This is a genomic window from Actibacterium sp. MT2.3-13A, from assembly GCF_018139985.1.
GTDB lineage: Bacteria > Pseudomonadota > Alphaproteobacteria > Rhodobacterales > Rhodobacteraceae > JAGSOU01.
The window spans coordinates 22,246-42,529 of the sequence record NZ_JAGSOU010000024.1; the positions used below are offsets into that span (position 1 = coordinate 22,246).

Here is a 20,284-nt window from a genome sequence, read left to right on the forward strand (position 1 = left end):
CCCAGGGGGGCGGATTTTTCTATGCCCGGCGCCCGCGGGTCCGACGGCGCCTTCGGCCCACGCCGGGCCGGGGTGATTCCCCGGTGCACGCGCGCGGACGCGAATACGCCCCCGCCTTTCGGACGGGGGCGCGCCGCCGATTGTTTCCCCACCTGAAACCCACGCCCGCCACGGGCCGCGTGGCCGCCGCGCGCACAACCTCAGGGTGAGGAAACACTCTGTTCCAGAAGGGCGCCCCGGTTTTTCAGAGACTGTTAACCGGCCCTGCGCTAGATCCTCCGCATTGACCCAAAGGCAACCTGTGGAAGACAGACAGAGTGACCATGTTCGATTCGACGAAAAACCTTATCCGTTCCGCGCCCGCATTCGAGGCGCTGGCCCTGATCGCCTTCATCCTGGTGCTGGGCCTGGCGTCCTGACCGCTACTTCGCGGCCTCGATCGCCGGCAGGATGGTGTGGCGCAGGATGTCCTCGGTGATGGGCCCGGCAAAGCGCAGCCGCACGATCCCCTCGCCATCGATCACGAAGGTCTCGGGCGCGCCGTAGACGCCCCAGTCGATCTTGGTGCGCCCGGTCGTATCCTCGCCCAACGCGGTGAAGGGGTTGCCCTCCTTCTCCAGATAGGCCTCCGCGCGCTCGGGCTCGTCATTGTAGTTCACGCCGTGAACGGTGATGTCCAGTTCATTGGCCATGCGCAGCAGCTGCGGGTGTTCCAGCCGGCAGGCCACGCACCAGGTGCCCCAGAAATTCACCAGTTTGACGCCGGGCTCCGCCAGCACCTCGTCGGTCAGCAACGGCAGCCCCGCCAGCGGCGCCAGATCGACGCCCGGCACCGGCTTGCCGATCCGGGTTGAGGGCAGCGTGTCGGGATCGTCGCGCAGCATCCCGAAGAAGAACAGCGCCGCCACGCCGACGAAAATCAGCGGCGGCAGGATCATCATCACAGAAAACTTCTTCTTCTCAGCCATGTCTCGACCGGCGCTCCTCGATCTCGTCCAGTTGGCGGCGCACACGCGCGCCCCGCCACAAGGTCAGCCCAACAAGGGCGGCCAGCAGCCCCAGCGTCACCCCGTAGGAGGACAGCACCGCGACCGCGTATTTCCCAAGATCCGGCATCATCCCATCCTCTCCCGCGCCTGCAGCGCCTGGATCCGCCTCACCCGGATCTCGGTGCGCGTCCGCAGCAGCACCAGAGTCAGGAACAGCAGGATGAACCCAGCGATGCTGATCAGCAGGGGCACATAGAACACGTTGGCGATGTTCTCCTCGGCGTCCATGCTCAGCGTCGCGCCCTGGTGCAGGCCCTGGTTCCAGAAATTCACCGCGTAGCGGCTGAGGATCGCGAAGACCGAGCCCACCATGCACAGCACCGAGGTCAGGTCGGCCGCGGCATCGGGGTTCTCGATCGCCTCCCACAGCGCGATATAGCCCAGGTAGAACAGGAACAGCACCAGGAAAGAGGTGAGCCGCGGATCCCATTCCCACCAGGTGCCCCACATCGGCTGACCCCAGAAGGCGCCGGTCACCAGGGCGATCAGGGTGAACACGATGCCGACGGGCGCCGCGGCGCGCGCCGCCAGCGCGCTCACATGGTGGCGGCGGATCAGCCAGATCAGCGAGGCCACCAGCATCATCGCCCAGGCATTGATCGCCATCATGGCCGCGGGCACATGGATATAGATGATCTTGACGGTCGAGCCCTGCTTGTAATCCTCGGGCGTGAAGAAGAACCCCCAGACCAGCCCGGCGCCCAGCGCCAGAACCGTCAGCACGACGAGAAACGGCAGCACGACCCCCGAGGTCTGCATGAATTTCTTCGGATTGGCGTATTCCCAGATCGACATGAAGCCTACTTATGTCCTGTGTGGCGGGTTCTCAATTCAATAGCGCGTGTGACGGGGCGGCAGATTGACCTATCGCAGATTGATGCGGATCGCCGCCGCCGCGGCAAAAGGCAGAAGCGCGAGGCAGGCGCAGGTTATGCCGCCCAGCATCAGCAGAGACGGCGTGGCCGCCATGCCCGCGGCCCCGCGCGTCACCACCAGCGCGCCGAAGATCAGCGTCGGCACATAGAGCGGCAGCACCAGCAGCGACAACAGCAGCCCGCCGCGCTTCAGCCCCACGGTCAGCGCCGCACCGAAGGTGCCGATCATGCTCAGCGCCGGCGTGCCGGCCGCAAGGCTCAGCACCAGCCAGCCGAAGGCGCCCGCCTCCAGGTTCAGCAGCACGCCCAGCACCGGCGCGGCCAGCACCAGCGGCAGGCCCGTCGTCACCCAATGCGCGATCGCCTTCATCGCCACCACGCCCTCCAGCGGCACCGGCGCCGTGGCCAGCAGGTCGAGCGAGCCATCCTCGTAATCCAGCGCGAAGATCCGGTCGAGCGACAGCAGGCAGGCCAACAGCGCCCCGATCCACAGGATCCCCGGCGCGATCTCGCGCAGCACGCCGCTTTCCGGCCCGACGCCGAAGGGCACCAGAACGGTCACGATCAGGAAAAACGCCAGGCCAAGGCCAAAGCCGCCGCCCGCGCGCACCGCCAGCATCATGTCCCGGGTCAGCAGCGCGATCATGCGAAGGCCTCGTCGAAATCCTCAAGATCGCGCGGCACGGCCCGGAACGGCGTCAGTTCCAGTTCCTCGGCGAGGAACCCGAGATCGATATGGGTGGCGATCAGCGCCGAGCCGCCCGCATCGAGATGGTCCCGCACCGCCTGCCCGAAAAGTTGCACCGACTCCGCGTCGAGCGACACCGTGGGCTCGTCGAGCACCCAGATCGGCCGCCCGGTGACCAGGAGCCGCGCCAGCCCCAGCCGGCGCTTCTGCCCGGCGCTGAGGTTCTGCGCCTGCCGGTCGGCGAGGTCCACCAGGTTGAACCGCTCCAGCGCCCGGTCGATACCCCTGGTGCCGAACACCCGCGCCCAGAAGCGCAGGTTCTCGGCCACGCTCAGCGTGCCCTTCAGCCCATCGGCATGGGCGGCATAGGCCATGCTTTCCGCCGGCACCGAGATCTCGCCCGCCAACGGCGGCTGCAGCCCGGCGAGCGTGCGCAACAGCGTGGTCTTGCCGATGCCGTTCGGCCCGCGCAGGAACAGCGCATGCCCGCCCGAAAGGGCGAAGCTCACCCCCTCCAGAACGGGCACGCCCCCCCGGGCGCAGGCAAGATCGGTCACGCGCAAATCCATAGCCTTCCCCGATAGCCGATTGCCGCCCCACGCGAAAGCGGCAAAACCCCGGCCCCTTCTTCTTGGTGAAAATACTCCCGCCGGAGGCGGCCCTACCCCTCCACCGGCAACAGCGCCGCAGCGATGCGCCGCCCCTCCGACAACAGCACGTTGTAGGTGCGGGCCGCGGGTCCGGTGGCCATGGTCTCGACCCCCAGCCCCGCCGCCTCCAGCCGCTTGCGCAGCGCGGGCGGGATATGCGCGGTCTCGGCACCGGTGCCGACGAAAAGCACATCCACATGCCCGGCCAGCGCCAGCAGCGGCGCGACATCCTCCAGCCCGCCCCAGCTGCGCGTGTCCTTGGCGGTCAGCAGCACCGGCCCCTCGATCACCTGCCCGCCCACGCGAAAGAACCCGGGGCCGTAGCCGTCGACGGGCCGCGCGTCGGTGAAAAGGATCTCGTTCAGGCGCATGGGCGGAATCCTAGGTCCGGCCGGCCGCTGCGGCAAGCTCAGGCGTCGATATTGGCGAATTGCGTGCCGCCGCCATCCGAGGTCTTCGACCAGTCGCGCTTCACCCCCAGGAAAAGCACGATGTTCTTGGCCACGAAAACCGAGGAATAGGTGCCCACGATCACGCCCCAGGTCATCGCGAAGACGAAGCCCCGGATCACGTCGCCGCCCAGCACCAGCAGCGCAATCAGCGCGATCAGCGTGGTGCCCGAGGTCATGACGGTCCGCGACAGCGTCTCGTTCACCGAAAGGTTCATCACCTCGCGCAGATCCATCTTCTTGTATTTGCGCAGGTTTTCGCGCAGGCGATCGAAGATCACCACGGTGTCGTTCAGCGAATAGCCGACGATGGTCAGAAGCGCCGCGATGATCGCCAGGTCGAACTTGATCTGCAGCAGGCTGAAAATGCCGACGGTCAGCGCCACGTCATGCAGCAGCGCCGCCACCGCGCCGACCGCGAACTGCCACTCGAAGCGCAGCCAGATGTAGACCAGCACCGCGCCGATGGCCAGCAGCACCGACAAGACGGCGGTCTGGATCAGCTCGCCCGAGATCTTGGGCCCCACGCTTTCGACCGAGGGAAAGGTGATCGCCGGGTCGATCGCGGTCAGAGCGGCTTCGATCTGGCGGATGATCTCGGGCGTCACCGCCTCTTGCTCGTCCTGGGCCTGGATGCGGATCTGCGTGACATGGCGGTCCGCTCCGAAAGTGGGATCGAACACCTCGGTGATCGAGACATCGCCCAGACCCAGCCCCGACAGCGCCTGCCGGTAGGTCCCGACATCGACGGCGGTGCTGCTTTCGGTGCGGATCGTGGTGCCGCCTCGGAAATCGATGCCGAAATTCAGGCCGACAACGAAAAACAGCACCACCGAGAGGATCACCGCCGCCACCGACGCGCCGAAGGTCAGGCGCGCGTGGCGGAAGAAATCCCAACTGGTTTCGGAGGGAACGAGTTTGAGCCGCATCTGTATCTCTCCGTCAAACCGTGATTGTCTTGGGACGACGGCGATCCAGCCACACCACGATCATCAGCCGGGTGACGTATATGGCCGTGAACACCGAGGTCAGGATTCCGAGCCCCAGCGTGATGGCGAAGCCGCGCACCGGACCCGAGCCCAGCATGAACAGGATCACCGCCGTGATGAAGGTCGTGATGTTGGCGTCGAGGATCGCGCTCAGTGCCTTCTCGTAGCCCAGGTCGATGGCCCGCGCCGGACCCTTGGCCGATTTCAGCTCTTCGCGGATACGCTCGAAGATCAGCACGTTGGCGTCCACCGCCATGCCGATGGTCAGCACGATGCCGGCGATGCCCGGCAGGGTCAGCGTCCCCCCGATCAGCGACAGCAGGCCGAAGATCAGGCCGACGTTGATCACAAGCGCCACGTTGGCGATCACGCCGAACCAGCCATAGCTGAGCGCCATGAAGATGAGGACGGCGGCAAAGGCCACGACACAGGCGATCTTGCCCGCCTCGATGCTGTCGGCGCCCAGTTCCGGGCCGATCGTCCGTTCCTCGAGGAAGGTCAGCTCGGCCGGCAGGGCGCCGGCGCGCAGCAGCACGGCCAGATCGGTGCTTTCCTGCACGCTGAAACTGCCGGTGATGATGCCCGAACCGCCCGGAATCGCCTCGTTGATCACCGGGGCGGAGATCACCTCCTCGTCCAGCACGATGGCGAAGGGCGAGCCGACGTTCTCGGCCGTGTAGGTGCCGAACTTGCGCGCGCCGGCGGGGTTGAAGCGGAAATTCACCGCCGGCCGGCCGTTCTGGTCGAACGCAGGCTGCGCGTCGGTCAGTTCCTCGCCGGTCACAACCGGCGTCTGTTCGAGGATGTAATAGACCCCCTCCTGGTCCATCGCCGGATAGAGCACGTTGCGCGCGCCCGGCGACTGGTCGGGGTCCGTGGTGCGGCCCACCACCGGGTGGAACGTCAGCCGCGCCGTGGTGCCGATCAGCGCCTTCAGCTCCTCTGCCGAGCCGATGCCGGGCACCTGGATCAGGATCCGGTTCTCGCCCTGGCGCTGGATCGTGGGTTCGCGCGTGCCGACCTCGTCGACCCGGCGGCGCACGATCTCCAGCGACTGCTGGATGGTGCGGTCGTCGGTGGCCAGACGTTCGGCCTCCGACAGGGTGACGATCAGCTCGTCGCCCTCCGCGCGCACCTCGATGTCGGAGGAGCCGACGCCGGTCAGCGTCACGATGGGACGGGCCAGGCCGCGCACGGCCTCGACCGCCGCCGCCATCCCCTCGGGCTGCGACAGGCGCACCCGCAGTTCGTCCGGCGCCGAGGCCTGCCGGCGGATGGTGCCCACCGCAGCGCGCTCCTCGCGCAGCGCGTCGCGCACCTCGGGCCAGAGCCCGTCGATGCGGTCGGCATAGACATCCTCGACCTGCACCTCGGCCAGAAGATGCGCCCCACCCCGCAGATCGAGCCCGAGGTTCACCAGGCCCGAGGGCAGCCAGTCGGGCCAGGCGGCCTTCATGGCGGCAAGCTCGGGGGTCTCGCCCCCGGCCTCGATCGCCTTGACGGCGTCGTTATGCCCCTCGACCCTCGTGTAGAACGCGTTGGGCATGGCCAGCACCAGCCCCATCGCGCACAGGCCCCAGATGACGACCCGTTTCCAGAGTGGGATGTTCAGCATCTGTCAGGCTCAGGCTTTTTCGGCCGGTTCGGTCTTGCTCAGCACCTGCGAGATGGTGGCGCGCAGCACGCGCACCTTCACGCCCTCGGCGATCTCGATCTCGATCTCGCCGTCGTCCTTGACCTTGGCGACCTTGCCGATGATCCCGCCCTGGGTGACCACCTGGTCCCCCCGGCGCAGCGCATCGACCATGGCCTTGTGTTCCTTCATTTTCTTCTGCTGCGGACGGATCAGCAGGAAATACATGATCGCGAAGATCAGGATCAGCGGCACGAAGGAGGTGAAGGCGCCCCCGGCGCCTCCGACGGCCTGGGCATAGGCAGGCGTTGCGAACATTGGCAGTTTCCCCATGTTGGCGGGGCAGAAGGGCCCCGGTGGAATTGGCGGGCACCCTATCGGCGGGTCTGCCCCTTGGCAAGGCGAAGCGGCGCGCGAATTGACGGTTCAAAAGCCCCGCGTCATGAGGCATATGGGGGCGGCACGTGACGTTACAATCTCAGGATCCTTCCCATGCACGACATCAAGGCCATCCGCGAAAACCCCGCCGCCTTCGACGCCGCCCTCGCCCGCCGCGGGCTGGAGGCCATGTCGTCGCAGATCCTCGGCCTCGACGAATCGCGCCGGAACAAGATCCAGGCCGCCGAGGAGGCCAAGGCCGAGCAGAACAAGGCGTCCAAATCCGTGGGCGCGGCCAAGGCCGCGGGAGACGAGACCGAATTCGAGCGGCTGCGCGCGCTGGTGGCCGAGAAGAAGGCCGAGATCGCGCGGCTCAACGACGAGGCCAAGGCCGAGGATGCGCGGCTCACCGAGCTGCTGATGACCATCCCCAACCTGCCCTATGACGACATCCCCGACGGCGCGGACGAGGACGACAATGTCGAGATCCGCCGCTGGGGCACCCCGCGCGACTTCGCCTTCGCCCCCAAGGAGCATTACGAATTGGCGGCCGTGCAGGCCGGCATGGATTTCGAAACCGCGGCCAAGCTCTCCGGCGCGCGCTTCGTGGTGCTCTCCGGTGCGGTGGCCCGCGTCCACCGGGCGCTGGCGCAGTTCATGCTCGACACCCATGTCGAGGAGAACGGGTTGACCGAGACCATCACTCCCGTTCTGGTGCGCGAGGAGATGATGTATGGCACCGGGCAACTCCCGAAATTCGGCGCCGACAGCTACCGCACCGAGGACGGCTGGTGGCTGATCCCCACCGCCGAGGTGACGCTGACCAACATCGTCAACGGCGAGATCGTCGAGGAGGCCACCCTGCCCCGCCGCTATGTCGCCCACACCCAGTGCTTCCGCTCCGAGGCGGGCTCGGCCGGCCGCGACACCGCGGGCATGCTGCGCCAGCACCAGTTCGAGAAGGTGGAGATGGTCTCGATCACCGCGCCCGAGGACAGCGAGGCGGAACATGCCCGCATGACCCGCTGCGCCGAGACGATCCTGGAAAAGCTCGGCCTGCCCTACCGCACCGTGGTGCTGTGCACCGGCGACATGGGCTTCGGCGCGCGCCGCACCCATGACATCGAGGTCTGGCTGCCCGGCCAGAACACCTACCGCGAGATCTCCTCGGTCTCGACCTGCGGCGATTTCCAGGCCCGGCGCATGAACGCGCGCTACCGCCCCGAGGGCGGCAAGCCCGAGTTCCTGCACACGCTGAACGGCTCGGGCCTGGCCGTCGGCCGGACCCTGATCGCGGTGCTGGAGAACGGCCAACAGGAGGACGGATCGGTCGCGCTGCCCGAGGCGCTGCACCCCTGGCTGGGCGGTAAGACCCGCATCACCGCGGAGGGCCGCCTGGCCTGAGCGCCGGCACGCCCCGCGCGCTGCCCCCTTCTTCTTGGCAAAAATACTCAACCGCGCGACAGTGAGTATTTGCGCCAAGAAGAAGGAAGCCGGCCCGCTCAGTCCGAGTGGGGCTTCTTGCCGAGATGCTTGCGCAGACGCGAGGGCGTGCTTTTCTTCTTGCCCTTGTAGGGGTTCTTGTCGGCCTGGGAACGCAGGGTCAGCCGGATCGGCGTGCCCGGCATGTCGAAATCCTCGCGCAGCCCGTTGATCAGGTAGCGGCGGTAGCTGTCGGGCAGCTTCTCGGGGTGCGAGCACATCGCCACGAACCCGGGCGGGCGGGTCTTCACCTGGGTCATGTAGCGCAGCTTGATGCGCTTGCCGCCGGGCGCGGGGGGCGGGTGCGCCTCGACCATGCCGGCGAGCCAGCGGTTCAGCTGCGCGGTGGGCACGCGCCGGTTCCAGACCTCATGCGCGCGGATCACGGCGCCGCGCAGCCGGTCGAGCCCGCGACCCGTCCTCGCCGAGACGGTGACCAGCGGCGCGCCCTTGAGCTGCGGCAGAAGCCGCGCGAATTCCTCTTTCAGTTCGCGCAGCTTGTCCTGCTTCTCGCCTTCCAGGTCCCATTTGTTCACCGCGACCACCACGGCGCGGCCCTCGCGTTCGGCCAGGTCGGCGATGCGCAGGTCCTGCTGCTCGAAGGGGATCTCAACGTCCAGCAGCACCACCACCACCTCGGCGAATTTCACCGCGCGCAGCGCGTCGGAGACGGAGAGCCTTTCCAGCTTTTCCTGCACCTTGGCCTTCTTGCGCATGCCGGCAGTGTCCCAGATGCGGGTCGGCAGCCCCTCCCAGTCGAACTGGGTCGAGATCGCGTCGCGGGTGATCCCGGCCTCGGGGCCGGTCAGCATCTTTTCCTCGCCGATCAGGGCGTTGATCAAGGTGGACTTGCCGGCGTTGGGCCGGCCCACCACCGCCACCTGCAGTGGCTTCTCGCGGGTGGGGACGCGCGGGCCCTCGGCCTCGTCGCCCTCCTCATCCACGTCCACGTCGGTCTCCGGCGCGTTCTCGGCCTCGCGGCGGGCGTATTCGTCGGCGATGGGCATCAGCACGGCCAGCAACTCGGCCAGCCCCTCGCCATGTTCGGCGGACAGGCGGATCGGCTCGCCCAGCCCCAGGCCGTAGGCCTCCAGCACGCCGGCATCGGCGGCCGCGCCCTCGGCCTTGTTGGCGGCGAGGATCACATGCGCCGAGCGGCGGCGCAGGATATCGGCGAAGACCTCGTCTGAGGGCAGCACGCCCGCGCGGGCGTCGATCATGAACAGGCACACGTCCGCCATGTCCACCGCGCGTTCGGTCAGGCGCCGCATGCGGCCCTGAAGGCTGTCGTCGGTTGCCTCTTCCAGTCCTGCCGTGTCGATCACGGTGAACCGCAGGTCACCCAGCCGCGCCTCGCCCTCGCGCAGGTCGCGCGTCACGCCCGGCTGGTCGTCGACCAGCGCCAGGCGCTTGCCCACGAGGCGGTTGAACAGGGTGGACTTGCCCACGTTGGGACGGCCCACGATGGCCAGCGTAAAGCTCATTTCATGCTCCGGATCGGCGTCAGACCGCCCCGTTACACCATTCGGCGCTCAGCGGAAAGCGTGGAGTTGCCCGCGCGCCGACACGACATAGAGCGTCCGCCCCGCCACCACCGGCCCCGAGGCCGCGCCGCCGGGCAGCGTCAGCGCGCCCGCCTCGGCCCCCGTCGCGGGGTCGAAGAAGCGCAGCAGCCCGTCGTCGGAGGCCACGATCAGGCGCCCGCCTGCCAGCACCGGGCCGTAATGGGCGAAGATCGCATCGCGGCGCTTGACCCGCTGCTTGGTGAAGTAAGGCAGCTGCACGCCCCAGACCCGCGCGCCGGTCTCGGCGTCCAGCCGGATCAGCTCGTTCTGGTCCGAGATCAGGAACACGGCGCCGGCGACCGGCCAGACCGGGCTGTAGCTGCCCTCCTCGGCGGTCCAGAGGCGTTCGCCATTGGCCACGCGGATCGCCGCCAGCCGGCCCGACTGGTTGCCGGCGTAGAGCACGCCGTCGGCGATCACCGGGTCGCCGGTGATGTCCTTGACCTGGGCATAGACGCGGCCGCGGCGCTGACCCGAGATCAGCGCGCCCCAGACGCGCACGCCGCTCTTGCGGAGCGCGGCCACCAGCTCGGACGAGCCGAAGGGGAAGATCGCCAGCTGCTCGGTCACCGCGGGCGCCGCGCCGCCCAGCAGGCCCGAGGGCGAGGGCGTGCCGGGCAGTTGCCATTGCACCCGCCCGTCCTCGGCCCGCACCGCCCAGGCGCGGTTGTCGCGGCCCACGACATAGACCAGCCCGTCGGCCACCGCGGGCGCGCCGGTGACGGCGGCGTCGGTCCTTTGCACCCACAGCACCGCGCCGGTCGCGGCATCGAGCGCCACCAGCGTGCCGAAGCCGGTGGTGGCGAAGACGCGGCCGTCCTCATAGGCAAGCCCGCCGCCGGTGGCGTCGCGCGTGCGTTCGGAGGGCGGGGTCAGGTCGGCCGACCACAGCGCCGCGCCGTCGAGCCCGTGCGCCATGACCCGCGATTGCGAATCCAGCGTGAAGATGCGGTCGCCCGCGACCACGGGCTCGGCCGTGATCTGGTAGCGGCGGCTGTCGCCGGTGCCGATATTGGCGCTCCAGACCAGGGTCGGCACGCTGCCGAGCGCGGGATGGGTGATCTTGTGCCGGGCGTTGCCGCGTTTCTGGGTCCAGTCTGCGTTGGCCAGCGGCGCCGGCAGGCTCAGCGCCATGTCGGGCGCGGGCGCGGTGGCGTCCAGCGGCGCCGCGGCGCCCTCCTCGGGCACGCTCAGCGCCTCGCGCACGCCGAGGCGCTCGCCCTCGAGAATCAGCTCGGGCTCGGTGCAGCCGGCCAGCAGGCCGAGCGTGACCAGAATTGCGACGCCCTGGGTAAGTTTCACCACCCTGTTCCCTTCATCCATGCGCCCGCGTCCGCGCCGCGATCAGGCGGGCTCGAGCGTGCCTCCAAGCGCCACAATCAACTGAGTGGCGCGCTCGCGCAAGCCCGCCGTGGCCTCGGGCAGCTCCAGGATTTCGCGCAGCTGCCCGATGGCGGCCTCGGTGTTGCCCTCTTCGATCTCCAGCAGCGCCAGCTGCTCCAGCGCCAGCGGGCGGAAGGGCGCGCCGGGCTCGGCCAGCGGCGCCAGATCGGCGCGGCGGTCCTCGGCGGGGCGCGTCTCGCCCTCGATCAGCACCAGCTTCAGCAGGGCGAGCTGGCGATAGGTGACCGGCGCCTGCGTGTCGTCGGCCAGCGCGCGCAGGCGGGCGATCGCCGCCGCGTCCTCGCCGGCGGCCGACTGCTCGCCCGCGGCCAGCAGATCGACCAGCGGCGCCGCGTCCTCGGCCCCTGCCACGCCGTCCAGCGCCGCGACGCGGGCCGCGGCGTCGTCCTGCTCCAGCGCGGCGAGCAGCGCATCGCCCAGCGCCTGGGCGGCGGCCGTGTCGCGCGCCTTCTGCCATTCCGTGTAGGCCGCGCCGCCGACGATCAGGATCACCGCCAGAACGGCGATCCAGCCATAGCGCCGCATCAGCGCGAACAGACGATCGCGGCGGACCTCTTCGGTCACTTCCTCGATAAAACTCTCGGGGTTGCTCATATGCCTCTCTCCGCCGGGTCCGGCCCGTCTTAGCCCAGCACTCGAGGGCTTGCCAAGCCCCGTGCCGGGCCTGCTTGCGCGGCGCTGCGGAAAAGTTTAATCTGAACTGGTCGGTTCAGCGTAGACGAATTGAGCGTCACGCGCTGCCCGGCCCGCGGGCGAAATTGACGTCCGCGGCCCGTGCCAGCGCACATGAACGAGGATTGCATGCGTTTTGTTTCCTTTCTCACCGCCTGCCTGGTGACGGCCGCGCTTTACCTGATGGTCATGGAGCGCGACCGGGTGATGGAGTTCGTCGGCCGCGGCGCGCCCGAAGAAACCGCCGCCGCAGAAAATCCCGCGCCCGCAACGACCGCGCCCGCCGCAGCCCCCGCCCCGGACGAGCCGCGCCGCGTGTCGGTGGTCGCGCTGCATTCGGTGGCCCGCCCGGTGGCCGGTGCCGTGCTGGTGCGCGGCCGCACCGAGGCCGCCCGCCAGGTCGAGGTCAGGGCCGAGACCACCGGCGCCGTGATTTCCGAACCGCTGCGCAAGGGCGCCTTCGTCGCGGCCGGCGAGGTGATGTGCGAGATCGCCCCGGGCACGCGCGAGGTCGCGCTGGCCGAGGCGCAGGCCCGGTTGGCGCAGGCGCGTGCCGCGCTGCCCGAATCCCGGGCCCGGCTGGCCGAGGCGCAGGCCCGCCTCAGCGAGGCGGAGATCAACGACCGCGCCGCCGCCCGCCTGCTTGAGGACGGCTTCGCCACGCAGACCCACGCCGCCTCGACCAATGCGGCCGTGGAATCGGCCAAGGCCGCCGTGCAGGCCGCAAAATCCGGGCTGGAGGCCGCCGCCAGCGGCGTGCAATCCGCCGAGGCCGGCGTCGCCGCCGCCGAGAAGGAGATCGAGCGCCTGACCATCGAGGCCCCCTTCGCCGGCCTGCTGGAGACCGACAGCGCCGAGCTGGGCGCGCTGCTGCAGCCCGGCGCGCCCTGCGCGACGGTGATCCAGCTCGACCCGATCAAGCTGGTCGGCTTCGTGCCGGAGACCGAGGTGGACAAGGTGGCCGTCGGCGCGCGCGCCGGGGCGAAGCTGGCCACGGGACGCGCGGTCGACGGGCGGGTAAGCTTCCTCGGCCGCTCGGCCGACCCCGCCACGCGCACCTTCCGGGTGGAGATCGAGATCGCCAATGGCGACCTGTCCATCCGCGACGGCCAGACCGCCGAGATCGTGATCTCCTCGGGCGAGCAGGTGGCGCATCTGCTGCCGCAATCGGCGCTGACGCTGGATGACGCGGGCCGCATCGGCGTGCGCTTGGTTGACGAAACCGCCCATGCCCGCTTCGCGCCCGTCACCGTTCTGCGCGACGCGGTGGAGGGGATGTGGGTGGCCGGCCTGCCCGACCGCGCCGACGTGATCGTGGTCGGGCAGGAATACGTCACCGACGGCGTGCCGGTGACCCCCACCTTCCGCGAGGACGTGACCCAATGACCGGCATGATCGACTGGGCCGCCAGCCGGGCGCGGATGGTGCTGGCCTTCATCGCGCTGTCGCTGCTCGCGGGCGCCTATGCCTACACCGGCCTGCCCAAGGAGGGCGAGCCGGATATCGAAATCCCGGCGCTGTTCATCTCGGTCCCTTTCCCCGGCATCTCGGCCGAGGACGCCGAGAAGCTGCTGGTCAAGGTCATGGAGACGGAGCTGTCCGATCTCGACGGGCTCGACAAGATGTCGGCGGTGGCGCAGGAGGGCTATGCCGGCGTCGCGCTGGAATTCGAATTCGGCTGGGACAAGACCAAGACCATCGCCGATGTGCGCGATCGGATGAACACCGCCGAGGCGCAATTCCCCGACGGGGCCGAGAAATACTCGATCAACGAGATCAATTTCTCCGAGTTCCCGATCATCATCGTCAACCTGACCGGCGCATTGCCCGAGCGCACGCTGCTACGCCTCGCCAAGGATCTTCAGGACCGGCTGGAGGGGCTGGAGCCGGTCCTTGAGGCGGGGCTGGCCGGCCACCGCGACGAGATGCTGGAGGTGGTGATCGACCCGCTGCGGCTGGAAGCCTACAACGTCACCGCGGGCGAGCTGATCCGTGTCGTGCAGAACAACAACCAGTTGATCGCGGCCGGCGAGGTGGAGACCGCGACCGGCGCCTTCTCGGTCAAGATCCCGTCGAGCTTCGACACCCCGAAGGATGTCCACGACCTGCCGGTCAAGACCAACGGCGACCGGGTGGTCACGCTGGGCGATCTGGCCGAGATCCGCCTGACCTTCGAGGACCGCAAGGGCACCGCGCGGTTCAACGGCGAGACCACGGTCGCGCTGCAGGTGGTCAAGCGCAAGGGCTTCAACATCATCGACACCGCCGAGCTGGTGCGCGCGGAGGTCGACAGGGAACGCGCCACCTGGCCCAGGGAGCTGCAACAGGCGGTGACCGTCGGCACCTCGATGGACCAGTCCAAGACCGTGGCCTCGATGGTCAGCCAGCTGGAGGGCTCGGTGCTGACCGCCATCGCGCTGGTGATGATCGTGGTGCTGGCCTTCCTCGGCTCGCGCTCGGCGATGCTGGTGGGCTTCGCCATTCCGACCTCGTTCCTGCTGTGCTTCGTGCTGCTGGGGCTGATGGGGGTGGCGATCTCCAACATCGTGATGTTCGGCCTGATCCTGGCCGTCGGCATGCTGGTCGACGGCGCCATCGTGGTGGTCGAATATGCCGACCGCCGCATCTCCGAGGGCGCGGGGCCGATGCACGCCTTCACCGAGGCCGCCAAGCGGATGTTCTGGCCCATCGTCAGCTCCACCGCCACCACGCTCTGCGCCTTCCTGCCCATGCTCTTCTGGCCCGGCGTGCCGGGCGAATTCATGGGAATGCTGCCGGTCACGCTGATCTTCGTGCTGTCGGCCTCGCTGGTGGTGGCGCTGATCTACCTGCCGGTGATGGGCGGCGTCGCGGGGCGCTGGACGCGCATCCTCGACCGCATCGCGGAACGGCTGACGCCGCTGCCCTGGGTCGTGCGCGCCGCGCTGGCGGCCGGGGCGCTCTACCTCGTGTTTCTCGGCGCGATGCAGACGCTGAACCCCGGCTACCTGTTCGCCGGCGCCGCCCCCCTGCCCCGCCCCGTGCAGATCCTGCCCGGCGTGGCGCTGTTCCTGCTGGGCTCGGCGCTGAGCTCGATCACCCTGACCGCGGCCCGGATCGAGCCCCGGCGGAAGCGCATCCGCGCCGGCTATCGCCGGTCGGTCTTCGGCTGGGTGATCCAGCTGATCGCGGGCAACCCGGTGATGCCCCTCGTGACCGTCGCGGCGGTGGTCGGGCTGGTCGTGGCGGTGTTCATGGCCTATGGCCAGAACAACAAGGGTGTCGAGTTCTTCGTGGAATCCGAACCCGAACAGGCCATCGTCTATGTCCGCGCGCGGGGCAACCTGTCGCTGGCCGAAAAGGACGCGCTGGTGCGCGAGGCCGAGGCGATCGTGCTGGCCCATCCCGGCGTCGACGCGGCCTTCGCCTTCGCCGGCCAGGGCGGGCTGGACCAGAACACCGGCGGCGCGCAGCCGCCGCTGGACACCATCGGCCAGATCCAGGTGGAGCTGGTGCCCTGGGAAGAGCGCGCCGACCAGCCCGAGCTGGACGGCGACGTGGTGCTCGAAGATCTGGAGACGCAGCTTTCCCAGCTCCCCGGCATCCGGACCGAGATCCTGTCGCAATCGCGCGGCCCGGCCTCGGCCAAGCCGGTGCATCTGCGGATCAAGGGCGACAACTGGGACGACCTGCTGAAGGCCACCGAAATCGCGCGCGCGAAGTTCGAGCAGACCAAGGGCCTGACCGATATCGAGGACACCCTGCCCCTGCCCGGCATCGACTGGCAGATCGACGTGGACGTGGAAAAGGCCGGCCGCTACGGCGCCGACGTGGCCACCGTGGGCGGCATGGTGCAGCTGGTGACGCGCGGGCTGCTGCTGGACACGATGCGCGTGCCCTCCTCCGACGAGGAGATCGAGATCCGCGTCCGCCTGCCCGAACGGGACCGGCTGCTCTCGACGCTGGACAGCCTCAAGGTCCGCACCGCCGGCGGACTGGTGCCGCTGTCGAATTTCGTCACCCGCGCGCCGGTGAAGAAACTGGCGCTGATCAACCGCGTGGACGGCGAGCGCTACTTCGACGTCAAGGCCGGCGTGGCCGCCGGGCTGAGCAACGACGACGGCACCCCGATCAACGCCAACGAGCGGATCGAGCGGCTGACCGAGTGGCTGAAGACCGACCCGCTGCCGGCAGGGCTGGAGTGGGAATGGACGGGCGACACCGAGGACCAGGAGGAATCCGGGGCCTTCCTGATGAAGGCTTTCGCCGGGGCGCTGGGGCTGATGTTCATCATCCTGCTGGCGCAGTTCAACAGCTTCTACAACGCGACGCTGGTGCTGCTGGCGGTGGTGCTGTCCACGACCGGCGTGCTGATCGGGATGATGGTGATGGGGCAGCCCTTCTCGATCATCATGACCGGCACCGGGGTCGTGGCGCTGGCGGGGATCGTGGTGAACAACAACATCGTGCTGATCGACACCTACATGGAGTTCAGCCAGTACATGCCCAAGATCGAGGCCATAACGCGCACCGCGCAGGCGCGCATCCGGCCCGTGCTGCTGACCACGGTCACCACCATGGCGGGGCTGGCCTCGATGATGTTCGGGCTGAGCTTCGATTTCATCGCGGGCGGCTACACCATCGACAGCCCCACCGCGCTGTGGTGGAAACAGCTGGCGACCGCGGTGGTGTTCGGCCTCGGCATCGCGACGGTGCTGACGCTGGTCTTCACTCCCTCGATGCTGGCGCTGAGGGTGTGGTTCTGGACCGGCGCCTACCGCTCGGTCGATGCGCTGCGCGCGCTCAGCCTCGGGCGCGACAGCCGGCCCGCGCGCGACCGTGCCCTGCGCCGCGCAGCGCGCAGGCTGCGGGCGCCCGAACTGCTGTGGATCGACGAGAGCGAAACCGCCCCGCGGCCCGGCGACGAACGCGCGCCCGGGGCCGAGGATGGAGAGAGGCCGGGTGGCGGCCCCGCCACCCCGCTGCGCGCCGCCGAGTGACGGCCCACGCACGGGGGCCTCAGGGCAGGAACACCTCGCGGAGATAGACCGGGATGGACAGGACGGCGGCCAATTGCTGGCCGCCGTCGAACATTCCGGCCATGTCCGGCAGATCGACGCTGACCTCGGCCGCGCCGGCGACGGGCTTGCCCAGCGCCGCGTTCATCACCAGCTCCACCATCTGGTCGTAGCGGTAGATGCGGTGGAAATCGGGCCGCGCCGCGGAATAGGGCAATGCCTCGGCCCCCTTCACAAGGCTCGGCGTGCCGGGGGCGAAGGAGAGATCGACGGTGATCTCGCCGCCGGCCTCGGGCGTGACCACCCATGTCTCGCGGCGGGTCGTGGCGCCGTCCGCGTCAACCGAACTTTGCGTGGCGCGGGTGATCCGCGCCGGGACCGAGTTGCCGTAGGCATCGGTCATCGGAGCGGGCTCGAAGACCCGGGTGATGAAAAGGCGCGGGCCCGGTTGCCCCTCCGCCAAGCCATAACTGAACAGCGCGGCGGCCCGGCCGGACGACGGTGCCTGCGGCTTGCCCTCGGGGTCGAGGATCAGCTGCCGGTCCATCAGCACCAGCATGACATTCGCCCCCGCCAGCGGCCCGTTGGGCAAGGTGATCGCCCTCCACCCCTCGGGCATCCATGCCTGCGCGGCGGCGTCATCGACCTTGAAGCCCAGCAGAAGGCGGCCCTCCACCGTCGCCCCGACCGCCGTTTCCGCCCGCGCAGGCCCCGTGCACAGCAGCGCCGCCGCAATCAGCAGCAGCGCCGCACGAAATCTGTTCGTCCGAATGAATTTCATCGCCAATCCCCCCGATCAAATGCCGCGGGCCGGCCCGAACGGGCCCGGACCCGCACCGGACAGGGTAGCCCCGCTCGGGCGGGGCGACATTGACGTGGATCATTCCCACCCGGGGCGCCGGGCGGCTCAGGCCGCCTCGTCGTTGTCCTCGCCGGCCTGCTGGCGCGCCCACATGGCGGCGTAGCGCCCGCCGCGGGTCAAGAGCGCGTCGTGGCGGCCGCGCTCGACGATGCGGCCATGTTCCAGCACCACGATCTCGTCGGCATCCACGATGGTCGAGAGGCGGTGCGCGATGGTCAGCACCGTCCGCCCCACGCCCATCGCCTTCAGCTCGCTCTGGATGCCGGCCTCGGTCTCGCTGTCGAGCGCCGATGTCGCCTCGTCCAGCAGCAGGATCGGCGGGTTCTTCAGCAGGGTGCGGGCGATGCCCACGCGCTGCTTCTCGCCGCCGGACAGTTTCAGGCCACGCTCGCCCACCATGGTGTCGTAGCCCTCCGGCAGGCCCTCGATGAAATCGTGGATCTTGGCGGCGCGCGCGGCGGCCTCGATCTCCTCGCGGGTTGCCGCCGGGCGGCCGTAGGCGATGTTGTAATAGATCGTGTCGTTGAACAGCACCGTGTCCTGCGGCACCACCCCGATGGCGTCGTGCAGGCTGTCCTGCGTCACGTCGCGCACGTCCTGGCCGTCGATCAGCAGCGCGCCCTCCTTCACGTCGTAGAAGCGGAACAGCAGCCGCCCGATGGTGGACTTGCCCGAGCCCGAAGGCCCCACGATGGCGACCGAGCCACCGGCGGGCACCTTCAGGCTGACGCCCTTCAGGATCGGCCGGGCCGCGTCATAGCCGAACACCACGTCGCGCAGTTCGACCACGCCACGCTCGCAGACCAGATCGGGCGCGCCGGGCTTGTCGGTGACCTCGGCGGGCTGTTCGAGCAGGTCGAACATCTCGCCCATGTCGACCAGCGCCTGCCGGATCTCGCGGTAGACCGTGCCGAGGAAGTTCAGCGGCATGGTGATCTGGATCATGTAGGCGTTGACCATGACGAAATCGCCCACGGTCAGGTCGCCCGCCTGCACCCCCATCGCCGCCAGCACCATCACGCCGACCAGCCCCGAGGTGATCAGGAAGCTCTGGCCGAAATTCAGGAAGGCCAGCGAATAGGCGGTCTTGAGCGCCGCCGCCTCATAGCCCTCCATGGCGCGGTCGTAACGCGCCGCCTCGCGCGCCTCGGCGCCGAAATACTTGACCGTTTCGAAGTTCAGCAGGCTGTCGATCGCCTTCTGGTTGGCGTCGGTGTCCTGCTCGTTCATCTGGCGGCGGATCTTCACCCGCCACTCGGTCACCTTGAAGGTGAACTGGACATAAAGCGCGATGGTCCCCACCACGATGGCCAGGTACCAGACATCGAACACGAAGAAGAAGATCGCGGCGACCAGCGTCAGCTCCAGCACCAGGGGCCCGATCGAGAACAGCAGGAAGCGCAGCAGGAAATCGACGCCCTTGACGCCGCGCTCGATGATGCGGCTCAGCCCGCCGGTCTTGCGGGTGATGTGATAGCGCATCGAGAGGCGGTGGATATGGGTGAAGGTCTCCAGCGCCAACTGGCGCAGGGCGCGCTGCCCCACGCGGGCGAAGATCGCGTCGCGCAGCTGCTGGAAGCCGACGGTCATCAGCCGCGCCATGCCATAGGCCACGGTCAGCCCGATCGCGCCCGCCGCCAGCGTCCAGGCCGGCGGCGTCCCCTCGCCGGTCAGCATATCCACCGCCGCCTTGTAAAGAACCGGCGTGGCGACCGAGATCAGCTTGGCCAGCACCAGCACCAGCAGCGCCAGCACCACGCGGCGCTTCACCCATGCCTGGCCCTCGGGCCACAGGTAGGGGCCGACGCGCGCGATGGTGCGCAGCGCGCTGCGGCGTTCGAGATGGGACAGGTCGGCATTGGACTGGCGCGGGGACATCGGAAATCCTTGGTCTGGCAGTGGCACAGACCTAGGGCCTCCGGGGCGAAATGGCTAGGGGCCTATTCCGCCCCCGCCTGCGGCAGTTCGAACACCTGGCCGGGATAGATCAGGTCGGGGTCGCGAATCTGGTCGCGGTTGGCCTCGTAGACCTTCACATAGAGCACGCCCTCGCCATAGGTCCGCTTGGCGATCCCCCACAGCGTATAGCCCGGCTGCACCGTCACCACCGAGGCCGAGACCGGGGCCTCGGGGTCGGCGGGCGCCGCGGCGCGCGCCAGTTCCTCGGGCGCCTCGCGCTTGAACGGCGTCTCGTAGCGCGCGCTCACCCGCCCCTCGGCGTCGATCTGGTCGGCACGCAGGGTGTAGACCCCCGGCGCGATCCCGGCCAGTTCGGCCTGCCAGCGGCCGTCCGCGCCGATCTGCACCGTGCCCAGCGCCGCATTGTCCAGATAGAGCCGCACATGCGCCCCACCCTGCCCGCGGCCGGACAGGGCGACATCGCCGGCCGGGGTGTAGGAGACCGTCTCGATCACCACGCCATCGCCGAGATCCGGCGCGCCGGGCGCCTGCAGCACCTTCACGCCGCCCTCGCCGGCCAGCAGAACGGTCGGCGCGCGCGGCGCCGCGGCGGGGCCCTGCGCGCCCGGCGCGGCGGGTTCTGCGGCCGGGGCCTCTGCCCCGGCCCCGGCGGAGACCCCCGGCGCGGGGGC

Annotated in this window: 18 protein-coding genes; 3 read left to right on the forward strand and 15 right to left on the reverse strand. The window is 69.1% G+C overall.

The window, feature by feature from the left end; translation table 11 throughout:
* Nucleotides 1-422: 422 nt before the first annotated feature.
* The 9 genes from KCI33_RS16055 to yajC all read right to left on the reverse strand — a co-directional run bounded on the left by KCI33_RS16055 (nt 423) and on the right by yajC (nt 6,651).
* A complete protein-coding gene (locus tag KCI33_RS16055) occupies nt 423-968 on the reverse strand; it encodes a DsbE family thiol:disulfide interchange protein (RefSeq protein WP_249139111.1) in 546 nt (181 codons plus the stop codon).
* A complete protein-coding gene (gene ccmD, locus KCI33_RS16060) occupies nt 961-1,119 on the reverse strand; it encodes a heme exporter protein CcmD (RefSeq protein WP_212525819.1) in 159 nt (52 codons plus the stop codon). Before ccmD ends, KCI33_RS16055 begins: the two co-directional genes overlap by 8 nt.
* Nucleotides 1,116-1,844, reverse strand: coding sequence for a heme ABC transporter permease (locus KCI33_RS16065; protein ID WP_212525820.1), 729 nt, complete (start codon nt 1,842-1,844; stop codon nt 1,116-1,118). Before KCI33_RS16065 ends, ccmD begins: the two co-directional genes overlap by 4 nt.
* 69 nt (nt 1,845-1,913) lie before the next feature.
* Nucleotides 1,914-2,570: a heme exporter protein CcmB gene (ccmB, locus tag KCI33_RS16070; RefSeq protein WP_212525821.1), complete on the reverse strand. Its 657-nt coding sequence runs from the start codon at nt 2,568-2,570 to the stop codon at nt 1,914-1,916.
* Nucleotides 2,567-3,181, reverse strand: a complete 615-nt coding sequence (gene ccmA, locus KCI33_RS16075; protein WP_212525822.1) for a heme ABC exporter ATP-binding protein CcmA — start codon at nt 3,179-3,181, stop codon at nt 2,567-2,569. The genes ccmB and ccmA overlap by 4 nt, the downstream gene beginning before the upstream one ends.
* Before the next feature lie 92 nt (nt 3,182-3,273).
* On the reverse strand, nt 3,274-3,633 hold the full coding sequence (locus tag KCI33_RS16080; protein WP_212525823.1) for an Mth938-like domain-containing protein: 360 nt from the start codon (nt 3,631-3,633) through the stop codon (nt 3,274-3,276).
* 38 nt (nt 3,634-3,671) lie between these two features.
* Nucleotides 3,672-4,640, reverse strand: coding sequence for a protein translocase subunit SecF (gene secF / locus KCI33_RS16085; protein ID WP_212525824.1), 969 nt, complete (start codon nt 4,638-4,640; stop codon nt 3,672-3,674).
* Nucleotides 4,641-4,653: 13 nt separating this feature from the next.
* A complete protein-coding gene (gene secD, locus KCI33_RS16090; protein WP_212525825.1) occupies nt 4,654-6,315 on the reverse strand; it encodes a protein translocase subunit SecD in 1,662 nt (553 codons plus the stop codon).
* Nucleotides 6,316-6,324: 9 nt separating this feature from the next.
* Nucleotides 6,325-6,651: a preprotein translocase subunit YajC gene (yajC, locus tag KCI33_RS16095; protein ID WP_212525826.1), complete on the reverse strand. Its 327-nt coding sequence runs from the start codon at nt 6,649-6,651 to the stop codon at nt 6,325-6,327.
* Between the two features lie 174 nt (nt 6,652-6,825).
* Between yajC and serS the strand changes: the two genes are divergently transcribed.
* Nucleotides 6,826-8,115: a serine--tRNA ligase gene (serS, locus tag KCI33_RS16100; RefSeq protein WP_212525827.1), complete on the forward strand. Its 1,290-nt coding sequence runs from the start codon at nt 6,826-6,828 to the stop codon at nt 8,113-8,115.
* A 98-nt stretch (nt 8,116-8,213) separates the two neighbouring features.
* On the opposite strand, the gene der is transcribed toward serS, so the two are convergent.
* Genes der through KCI33_RS16115 form a run of 3 tightly spaced genes read right to left on the reverse strand, consistent with a single transcriptional unit; the run spans nt 8,214 to nt 11,756 of the window.
* The gene (gene der / locus KCI33_RS16105; RefSeq protein WP_212525828.1) at nt 8,214-9,677 is read right to left on the reverse strand and encodes a ribosome biogenesis GTPase Der; all 1,464 of its coding nucleotides are present in this window, start codon (nt 9,675-9,677) and stop codon (nt 8,214-8,216) included.
* Nucleotides 9,678-9,725: 48 nt separating this feature from the next.
* Complete coding sequence (locus tag KCI33_RS16110) at nt 9,726-11,060, reverse strand: PQQ-binding-like beta-propeller repeat protein (protein WP_349252218.1); 1,335 nt, start codon at nt 11,058-11,060, stop codon at nt 9,726-9,728.
* A 42-nt stretch (nt 11,061-11,102) separates the two neighbouring features.
* Entirely contained in the window at nt 11,103-11,756 is a 654-nt protein-coding gene (locus KCI33_RS16115) for a tetratricopeptide repeat protein (protein ID WP_212525830.1), read from the reverse strand.
* Nucleotides 11,757-11,963: 207 nt separating this feature from the next.
* Between KCI33_RS16115 and KCI33_RS16120 the strand changes: the two genes are divergently transcribed.
* Nucleotides 11,964-13,220 (forward strand): efflux RND transporter periplasmic adaptor subunit, encoded by a 1,257-nt coding sequence (locus tag KCI33_RS16120; protein WP_212525831.1) that lies wholly within the window; start codon nt 11,964-11,966, stop codon nt 13,218-13,220.
* A complete protein-coding gene (locus KCI33_RS16125) occupies nt 13,217-16,813 on the forward strand; it encodes an efflux RND transporter permease subunit (protein ID WP_212525832.1) in 3,597 nt (1,198 codons plus the stop codon). The genes KCI33_RS16120 and KCI33_RS16125 overlap by 4 nt, the downstream gene beginning before the upstream one ends.
* 19 nt (nt 16,814-16,832) lie before the next feature.
* Here the strand turns inward: KCI33_RS16125 and KCI33_RS16130 are convergent, their stop codons facing one another.
* The 3 genes from KCI33_RS16130 to KCI33_RS16140 all read right to left on the reverse strand — a co-directional run.
* Nucleotides 16,833-17,612, reverse strand: a complete 780-nt coding sequence (locus tag KCI33_RS16130) for a hypothetical protein (RefSeq protein ID WP_212525833.1) — start codon at nt 17,610-17,612, stop codon at nt 16,833-16,835.
* A gap of 126 nt (nt 17,613-17,738) precedes the next feature.
* Nucleotides 17,739-19,571, reverse strand: coding sequence for an ABC transporter ATP-binding protein/permease (locus KCI33_RS16135; protein ID WP_212525834.1), 1,833 nt, complete (start codon nt 19,569-19,571; stop codon nt 17,739-17,741).
* A 62-nt stretch (nt 19,572-19,633) separates the two neighbouring features.
* The coding region (locus KCI33_RS16140) for a LysM peptidoglycan-binding domain-containing protein (RefSeq protein WP_212525835.1) at nt 19,634-20,284 on the reverse strand (651 nt) is incomplete at its 5' end.

Excerpts from the sequence above, each read along its gene's own strand:
- KCI33_RS16055 (WP_249139111.1), bottom strand. The coding sequence starts at position 968 with ATGGCTGAGAAGAAGAAGTTTTCTGTGATGATGATCCTGCCGCCGCTG.
- ccmD (WP_212525819.1), bottom strand. The coding sequence starts at position 1,119 with ATGATGCCGGATCTTGGGAAATACGCGGTCGCGGTGCTGTCCTCCTAC.
- KCI33_RS16065 (WP_212525820.1), bottom strand. The coding sequence starts at position 1,844 with ATGTCGATCTGGGAATACGCCAATCCGAAGAAATTCATGCAGACCTCG.
- ccmB (WP_212525821.1), bottom strand. The coding sequence starts at position 2,570 with ATGATCGCGCTGCTGACCCGGGACATGATGCTGGCGGTGCGCGCGGGC.
- ccmA (WP_212525822.1), bottom strand. The coding sequence starts at position 3,181 with ATGGATTTGCGCGTGACCGATCTTGCCTGCGCCCGGGGGGGCGTGCCC.
- KCI33_RS16080 (WP_212525823.1), bottom strand. The coding sequence starts at position 3,633 with ATGCGCCTGAACGAGATCCTTTTCACCGACGCGCGGCCCGTCGACGGC.
- secF (WP_212525824.1), bottom strand. The coding sequence starts at position 4,640 with ATGCGGCTCAAACTCGTTCCCTCCGAAACCAGTTGGGATTTCTTCCGC.
- secD (WP_212525825.1), bottom strand. The coding sequence starts at position 6,315 with ATGCTGAACATCCCACTCTGGAAACGGGTCGTCATCTGGGGCCTGTGC.
- yajC (WP_212525826.1), bottom strand. The coding sequence starts at position 6,651 with ATGTTCGCAACGCCTGCCTATGCCCAGGCCGTCGGAGGCGCCGGGGGC.
- serS (WP_212525827.1), top strand. The coding sequence starts at position 6,826 with ATGCACGACATCAAGGCCATCCGCGAAAACCCCGCCGCCTTCGACGCC.
- der (WP_212525828.1), bottom strand. The coding sequence starts at position 9,677 with ATGAGCTTTACGCTGGCCATCGTGGGCCGTCCCAACGTGGGCAAGTCC.
- KCI33_RS16115 (WP_212525830.1), bottom strand. The coding sequence starts at position 11,756 with ATGAGCAACCCCGAGAGTTTTATCGAGGAAGTGACCGAAGAGGTCCGC.
- KCI33_RS16120 (WP_212525831.1), top strand. The coding sequence starts at position 11,964 with ATGCGTTTTGTTTCCTTTCTCACCGCCTGCCTGGTGACGGCCGCGCTT.
- KCI33_RS16125 (WP_212525832.1), top strand. The coding sequence starts at position 13,217 with ATGACCGGCATGATCGACTGGGCCGCCAGCCGGGCGCGGATGGTGCTG.
- KCI33_RS16130 (WP_212525833.1), bottom strand. The coding sequence starts at position 17,612 with ATGAAATTCATTCGGACGAACAGATTTCGTGCGGCGCTGCTGCTGATT.
- KCI33_RS16135 (WP_212525834.1), bottom strand. The coding sequence starts at position 19,571 with ATGTCCCCGCGCCAGTCCAATGCCGACCTGTCCCATCTCGAACGCCGC.